This is a genomic window from Nonomuraea sp. NPDC050153 (genome assembly GCF_044460125.1).
Taxonomy (GTDB): domain Bacteria; phylum Actinomycetota; class Actinomycetes; order Streptosporangiales; family Streptosporangiaceae; genus Nonomuraea.
On record NZ_JBITJQ010000022.1, the window covers coordinates 115,678 to 123,232 of the forward strand.

Below are 7,555 nucleotides of genomic sequence, written 5' to 3' on the forward strand. Positions count from 1 at the left end.
GCCGCATGCGGCGCGCGGAGATGCCGGTCTCGTTGGCCATATTTCATCCTGCCTTGAGGTGACTTCGGCCTCGATGTGCAGATGACCCAGGAATGAGCGGGTCGGTGTCAGGGGCGCCGCCGAGGCGCCCCTTTCCCGTCACGCGGCGCAGTCGTAGAGGCCGTCCTGGCCGGCCACGGCCTTGCAGTTCTGCTGGACCCAGGTCGTCACCTCGGCGTTGCCCCGGCCCGGACCGCCACGGTCGCCGCCCGACAGAACGTAGCGGAGTTGACCGGAGGAGGTGAGCTCTTTGAGCCGATCCACGGTCATCGCCGCGTCGCTGCCGGTGAAGCCGCCCATGGAGAGCACCGGCTTGCGGGTGGACAGGATGGTCGGCGACGCCTGCATGGCGCTGTTCACCGCGACCAGCCAGGTGGCCTTGCCCTGGTTCGCCAGGAGGTACTTGACCATGGAGTCGCCGATCCCGCCGCCGGGGCCGCCGCCCATGAAGCCCGCCCGGCCGGTCCGCCCCGTCCCGGAACCCGCGTCCTGCCCGCCGGGCTGTCCCTGCGCGTCCGGCTGCCCCTGCCCACCGGGCATCTGGCCGTTGGGCATCTGACCATTGGGCGTCTGACCATTAGGCATCTGGCCGTCTTGCATCTGGCCGTTGCGGAAATCGCGGCCGGGGAACTGGCCGCCCGGGCCGCCGCCCATCCGGCCGAAGCCCATCTGTCCCGCGTTCGGCCCGGCGGTCGGGTTCGTCCCGTTCACCTGCGACCCCAGCGAGCTGACGGCGTACGCGGCGGGCCCGGCCAGGCCGGCGACCACCGTGGCCGCCAGCGCGACGGCGGCGATCCTGACCGTCACCTGCGCCCGCACCCTGGCCAGCACCAGCACCACCACGGCCGCCAAGGTCGCCCCGAGCACGACCCAGGCCAGCCACGGCGCCCAGTCGGGCGTGCGGCGCAGCACCACGAACGACCAGCCGCCCGTCAGCGCCACCGCCAGCGGCAGCGCCCAGGCCCAGGTCCGCGACCGCCGGTACTCCTGCCACATGGCCACCCCGCCCATCCCGCACAGAGCGGCCACGGCAGGCGCCATCGCAGTCGTGTAGTACGGGTGGAAGGTGCCGCTGGAGAAGCTGAACACGACGTAGTGGACGACCAGCCAGCCACCCCACAGCAGCCACGCGGCCCCGGACGGGCCCTCGATCCGGCGCACCCGCATGACCGCGGCGAACGCCAGCGCCACCACGCAGAACGGCAGCAACCAGGAGATCTGCCCCGCCAGGATGTCGTTGAACAGCCGCCCGGCCCCGGACTCCCCGCCGAAGCCGCCGCCACCGCCACCGCCGCCATCAGGGCCGCCGCCCTGGCCGAAGATCCGGCCGAGCCCGTTGTAGCCGATCACCAGGTCCCAGACGGAGTTGTCGGTGGAGCCGCCGACGTAGGGCCGCGAGTCCGCGGGCCAGAGGTCGACGATCGCCATCCACCAGGCGCTCGACACCAGCATGACCACGCCGGCCGCGAGCAGGTGCCCCACCCGCTTGAGCCACGGCACGCCGGCGCACAGCAGGTACGCCAGCGCGAAGGCCGGCACCACCAGGTAAGCCTGGAGCATCTTCGCGTTGAAGCCCAGCCCCACGAAGAGGGCGCACACCAGCAGCGACCGCAGGCGCCCGGTACGCAGCGACTCCAGGCAGAACCAGGCCGCGAGCACGAGCAGCAGCACGAGGATCGTGTCGGGGTTGTTGTCCCGGTTGATCGCCACGGTGATCGGGGTGAGCGTCATGACCACGGCCGCGACCAGGGCCGCCGCGTCGGCGTACGTCCTTCCGGAGCAGGCGCGGCGCACGGCGGAGTAGACGAGGCCGACGGCGGCCACCCCGGCCAGGGCCTGCGGAAGCAGCATGCTCCACGTGCCGTAGCCGAAGATCCGCGCGGACAGCCCCATCACCCACAGCGCCAGCGGCGGCTTGTCCACGGTGATGAACGACCCGGCGTCCAGCGCGCCGAAGAAGAACGCCTTCCAGCTCTGCGTCCCGGAGAGGATGGCGGCGGCGTAGTACTCGTTGGCGTTGCCGCTCAGCCCCCACGCGTACAGGACGAAAGCGACGGCGAGCACCGCCCACATGGCGGGCCGCGACCAGCGCGGGTCCTCCTCGGCGCCCAGGAAGACGCGTGCGGGCAGGCTGCGGCTCGGTGCGGCCCGGTGCCCGGACCGCATGGCGGTGGCGGTCATCGTGCCGACCTCCGCTTGGGGTTGAAGACCCACACGCGCAGCAGCAGGAAGCGGACCAGCGTGGCCGCCGCGTTGGCGATGATGACCGCGACCAGCTCCACCCCGTGCGAGACGCCGTCAGGCAGCAGCGACAGGCTCCCCGAAGTGAGCGCCAGCCCGACGAAGAACGCGATCAGGCCCTCGAACTGGTGCCGCATCGCCCCGCCCGAGCCCTTGACGCCGAACGTGAAGCGGCGGTTCGCGGCGGTGTTGGCCACGGCCGTGACCAGCAGCGCGATCGCGTTGGCGGCCAGCGGGGAGACCATCTGCCGCAGCAGCGAGAACAGCGCCAGGTACGCCAGCGTGCTCACCACGCCGACGATCGCGAACCTGGGCAGCTGCTTGGCCATCCCCTTCGGCAGCTCGGCCCGCTGGACCCGGGCCGGCACCGGGATGCGGGCCGCCCCCGACAGCGTCTTGCGCGCGACCCTGGCCAGACCGCGCAGGTCGTCGAGCGCGGTCTGGATGATGTCGACCCGGCTGTCCGGATCGTCCACCCAGTCCACGGGCACCTCGTGGATGCGCAGCCCGTGCCGCTCGGCGAGCAGCAGCAACTCGGTGTCGAAGAACCACTGCTCGTCCTCGACGCCGGGCAGCAGCGCCTGCGCGATCTCCGTACGGACCGCCTTGAACCCGCACTGCGCGTCCGAGAACCCAGCCCCCATCACGGAGCGCAGCAGCAGGTTGTACGAGCGGGAGATGAACTCGCGCTTCGGCCCCCGCTCCACCCGGGAGGCCCTGGCCAGGCGGGTGCCGATGGCCAGGTCGCTGTGACCGGACAGGAGAGGCGCGACCAGCGGAAGGAACGCGTCGAGGTCGGTGGACAGGTCCACGTCCATGTAGCTGACGACGTCGGCCTCGCTCTGCGACCAGACCCGCCGCAGCGCCCGGCCGCGCCCCTTCTCGTCGAGGTGCACGGCCCGCACGTGCTGGAGCTCCTGGGCGAGCTCGGTGGCGATCTGCCAGGTGTTGTCGGTGCTGGCGTTGTCGGCGATCGTGATGCGGAAGCCGTACGGGAAGTTCCTGGTCAGGTACGTCTGCAGCCGGGTGATGCTCGCGCGGAGCGCCCGCTGCTCGTTGTAGACCGGGACGACCACCTCGACCAGGCGCGTCCTTACTGCTGTTATCTCCATGCAGCCAGCTCACGGGTCGGGTCTTTAACGGGACTTATCCGATTCTGAGTTACGCATGAGAGTTCCGGGAAGGTCCATAGTCGCGATCGCTCCGCCACCTGGCGCGTTCGACAGGCTTACCTGTCCCCCGGCCTCCGCGGCGGCCTGCGCCACGATCGCCAGACCCAGCCCGGACCCGGGCAGGCCACGGGCGGACGGGGAGCGCCAGAACCGCTCGAAGACGTGCGGCAGCTCCTCCTCCGGCAGCCCCGGACCGTGGTCGCGCACGGACAGCTGGCCGTGCCACAACGACACCTCGACCTGGCGCCCAGGACTGAACTTGGCGGCGTTGTCGATGAGGTTGAGCACGGCGCGTTCGAGTGAGGTGGCGCTGCCGACGACGTACCAGGGCCGCAGGTCGCTGACCACCTCGGCGCCGCGCAGCCCGGCCCGCTCGACGGCCGCCGTCACGACCTCGTGGAAGGCCAGCTCGACGTGCGGCTCGTGCTCGGTGTCGCCCCTGGCCAGCTGGAGGAGGTCGGCGACGAGCGTGGACAGCTCGGCGAACTGGGCCTTGACGTTGGTGAGCAGGCGCTTCTTGGCGTCGGGGTCGAGGCTGCGGCCCGTCTGCTCGCTGCGCAGGAGGAGGTCGATGTTGGTGCGCAGGGTGGTCAGGGGGGTGCGCAGCTCGTGGCCGGCGTCGGCGACCAGCTGTTTCTGGCGCTCTCGGGAGCCGGCCAGGGCGGTGGTCATGGCGTTGAAGGAGGAGGAGAGGCGGGCGATCTCGTCGGTACCCTCGACGGGGATGCGCGTGTCGAGGTCCTCGGTCCGCGCGATGTGCTCGACCGCTCTGGTCAGCCTGCCCACCGGGCGCAGCGCGGCACGGGCGATGAGCAGGCCCGCTGTGGCGGCTCCGAGCACGCCGAGCACCGACACGAAGCCGAGCAGCAACGCCACATTGCGCAGGGTGTCCTGCAGGCGGCCCATCGGCCGGGCGTCCATGACGGCCATCCCTGGGCCGACGTTGGCGGTGAAGATGCGCATGGGCGTGCCGTCCTCGGCCAGGCCGTTGTGCTTGTGCGGCCTGCCGCCCTGCGACGCGATGTCGAGATCCTCCTGTGTGATCTTCAGCGCCGTGCCGAGGTAGCAGGTGGGGCGGCCGTCGCTGTAGATGATCTGCGTCGCCTGTGGCGGGCCGTAGGGGCCGGGGGCTTCGGGTGTGGAGCGGCAGTGCTCCATGAGCCAGGGCAGGCTGTTCTCGCCGGGGCGCGGCTTCAGCTCCTGGTCCACCTGGTCGTAGAGCTGCGCCCGTACGATCATGAAGCACACGCCCGCGGCGACCGCGATGGCCAGGGCGACGGCCACCGCGACCAGGAGCGTGAGGCGGGTGCGGAGGCTGCGCCAGATCACGGCGTCGTCCGTAGGACGTACCCCACCCCGCGCACCGTGTGGATCACGCGGGGCTCGCTCCCGGCCTCGGTCTTGCGCCGCAGGTACATCACGTACACGTCGAGCGAGTTGGACGTCGGCTCGAAGTCGAACCCCCACACCTCGCTGAGGATCTGGTCCCTGGTCAGCACCTGCCGAGGGTGCGCCAGGAACAGCTCCATCAGCAGGTACTCGGTGCGCGTCAGGTCCAGCCGGCGGTCCCCGCGCGTGACCTCCCTGGTCGCCAGGTCCATGCGCAGGTCGCCGTACGTGAGAGTGTCGCCGCCCTCGGCGGGGCTCGCGTTCAGCGCGCCCCGCCGCAGCAGGGCGCGGACGCGGGCCAGCAGCTCGTCCAGCTCGAACGGCTTGACGAGGTAGTCGTCGGCCCCCGCGTCGAGCCCCGACACCCGGTCGCCCACGGCGTCGCGGGCCGTGAGCATGAGGACCGGGATGTGGTTGCCGGAGGCCCGCAGCCGCCGGCAGGCGGTCAGGCCGTCGAGCCGGGGCATCATGACGTCCAGCAGCACCGCGTCGAAGGAGTCGGCCACGACCGCGTCCAGCGCCGCCTGCCCGTCGTTGGCCGTGACGACCTTGTAGCCCTCGAATTCCAGGCTCGACTGCAGCGCCTCGCGCAACGCGGGCTCGTCGTCCACTACCAGCAACCGTGCGGGCTCACTCATGCGACAAACGCTAGAGGCTCATCATGAAAACCTGATAAACGCAATCATGCTCGTTCCATGAGGATCACCACGCGACGGGCATCGCTTTGAGGCCGAAGATGGGGCCGTCGCTCTTGATCGGCAGCTCCTCGTCCGGCATGGTGACCCGCAGGCCCGGGATGCGCTCGAACAGCGTGCGCAGCGCGATCTCCATCTCGGCCCTGGCCAGGTTCTGGCCGAGGCACTGGTGAACACCGTACCCGAACGCCACGTGGTGGCGGGCCCCGCGCTCGACGTCGAACTCGTCCGGCCGCTCGAACGCCCGCTCGTCCCTGTTGGCGGAGGCGCCGAGCACGAAGATGCCCTCGCCCTTCCTGACGAGCTGTCCGCCGATCTCCTGGTCCTCGACGGCCACCCGGTCGAACGCCACCCAGTCCACGACCGAGTGGTAGCGCAGCAGCTCGTCCACCGCCATGGGCCACTTGTCCGGGTTCTCGCGCAGCGCGGCGAGCTGGCCCGGGTGGCGCAGGAAGGTGAGGGCGGCGAGCGGGATCATGTTCGCGGTGGTCTCGTGGCCCGCGACGAGCAGCAGGAAGGTCACGCCCACCAGCTCGGCGTGCGTGAGCTGACCGCTCTCGATCAACCGCCCGAGCAGGTCGTCCTTGGGCTGCTTGGTCGCCTCGGTGATCAGGGTGCCGAGGTAGTCCCTGAGCTCCATGATCGCCCGGAGGCTCGCATCGGGGCCGTCGGCGTGGGAGAGCATCTGCCGGGTACGCGACTGGAAGAACTCGCGGTCGTCGACGGGGACGCCGAGCAGCTGGCAGATGACCAGCGACGGCAGCGCCAGCCCGAACGCCTCCACCAGCTCCGCCTCGCCGCCCTTGGCCAGCATGACGTCGATGAGCTCGTCCACGGTGCGCTGGATGCCGGGCCGCAGCTCCTTGATCCGCCTGACGGTGAACTCGGGGATGAGCAGCCGCCGGAACCGGCTGTGCTCGGGCGGGTCGAGGTCGATGAAGTGGCCGATCGCGAACTCCGCCGCCGCGGCCCGCTCCTCGGGAGTGGGCGGCTCCGGTCTGAACGCCCAGTTGGGATGGCCGGGAGTCGCCGGGTTGGTGCTGATGCCCGTGCCCGCCAGGACCTCTTTCGCCGCGGCGTGCCGGGTGACGAGCCAGACGTCCCCGCCGGGGAGCGAGGCTCGCACGAGAGGGGCCTGCTCGCGCATCCGCTCGTACTCGGGCGGGGGCGCGAACGGGCACGTGCGCTGGACAGGGAAGTTTTCCGCCATAGTCTGCTCCCTACAAGCCGGATCGCATTGCTTACTTACGCGAAAGTAAGCAATCGTGGGGCCGGTCGTCAAGTGATGGGAGCGGAATGGCAGGGCGGCGGACGGACACGAGGGATCGGATCCGGCAGGTTGCGCTGGAGCTGTTCGCCGAGCAGGGGTACGAGCAGACCACGCTGCAGGAGGTGGCGGAGCGGCTGCAGATCACCAGGCCGGCGCTCTACTACCACTTCAGCACCAAAGAGGCGATCCTGCAGAGCGTCGGGGAGCGGCTGGCCGAGTCGATCGACGAGCTGGTGGAGTGGGGGCACGCGCAGCCCAGGACCGCCGAGTCCAGGCGGGAGATCCTGCGGCGGATCGGCGAGCTGCTGGAGGGGCAGTGGCGCCCGCTGTTCAAGTTCGCGCAGGTCAACCAGGGCGTGATGCAGGGCTTGCCGGCCGGTGAGCGGATGCAGAGCGGGATCGTCAAGATGGTGTCCCTGCTGGAGGATCCGGAGGCGGGGCCGGTGCGGAAGTTCGAGGCCCGGCTGGCGGTGTTCGCGGTGATCCTGGGCAGCGTGCCGTTCCTCTTCGACCTGGACGTGCCGGAGGCGGAGCGGGCGTCCGTGGCCATGGAGGTGGCCACGAGGCTGATCGCGGAGGACTAGCGCGGACCACCCGCGCAGGAGACCGACGCGGGGCACTGGCGTAGGGCACCGGCGTGGGGCACCGACGCAGGGGGCTGGCGCGGGGCTCGCGCGGAGGGGGCTGGCGCGGGGCTCGCGCGGAGGGGGCTGGCGCGGGGCTCGCGCGGAGGGGGCTGGCGCGGGGCT

Annotated in this window: 6 protein-coding genes; 1 reads left to right on the top strand and 5 read right to left on the bottom strand. The window is 71.0% G+C overall.

Going from position 1 to position 7,555, the window contains the following annotated elements; translation table 11 throughout:
- Positions 1 to 138 precede the first annotated feature (138 nt).
- The 5 genes from ACIBQ1_RS39740 to ACIBQ1_RS39760 form a co-directional block, all read right to left on the bottom strand.
- Positions 139 to 2,220, bottom strand: a complete 2,082-nt coding sequence (locus ACIBQ1_RS39740) for an ArnT family glycosyltransferase (RefSeq protein ID WP_397285152.1) — start codon at positions 2,218 to 2,220, stop codon at positions 139 to 141.
- On the bottom strand, positions 2,217 to 3,392 hold the full coding sequence (locus ACIBQ1_RS39745) for a glycosyltransferase (protein WP_397285154.1): 1,176 nt from the start codon (positions 3,390 to 3,392) through the stop codon (positions 2,217 to 2,219). The genes ACIBQ1_RS39740 and ACIBQ1_RS39745 overlap by 4 nt, the downstream gene beginning before the upstream one ends.
- A 24-nt stretch (positions 3,393 to 3,416) precedes the next feature.
- Positions 3,417 to 4,781 (bottom strand): sensor histidine kinase, encoded by a 1,365-nt coding sequence (locus tag ACIBQ1_RS39750; RefSeq protein ID WP_397285156.1) that lies wholly within the window; start codon positions 4,779 to 4,781, stop codon positions 3,417 to 3,419.
- Complete coding sequence (locus ACIBQ1_RS39755; protein ID WP_397285158.1) at positions 4,778 to 5,479, bottom strand: response regulator transcription factor; 702 nt, start codon at positions 5,477 to 5,479, stop codon at positions 4,778 to 4,780. Before ACIBQ1_RS39755 ends, ACIBQ1_RS39750 begins: the two co-directional genes overlap by 4 nt.
- A 64-nt stretch (positions 5,480 to 5,543) precedes the next feature.
- A complete protein-coding gene (locus tag ACIBQ1_RS39760; RefSeq protein WP_397285160.1) occupies positions 5,544 to 6,746 on the bottom strand; it encodes a cytochrome P450 in 1,203 nt (400 codons plus the stop codon).
- Positions 6,747 to 6,832: 86 nt separating this feature from the next.
- Here ACIBQ1_RS39760 and ACIBQ1_RS39765 point away from each other — a divergent pair, with 86 nt between their 5' ends.
- The gene (locus tag ACIBQ1_RS39765; RefSeq protein ID WP_397285163.1) at positions 6,833 to 7,390 is read left to right on the top strand and encodes a TetR/AcrR family transcriptional regulator; all 558 of its coding nucleotides are present in this window, start codon (positions 6,833 to 6,835) and stop codon (positions 7,388 to 7,390) included.
- Positions 7,391 to 7,555 lie beyond the last annotated feature (165 nt).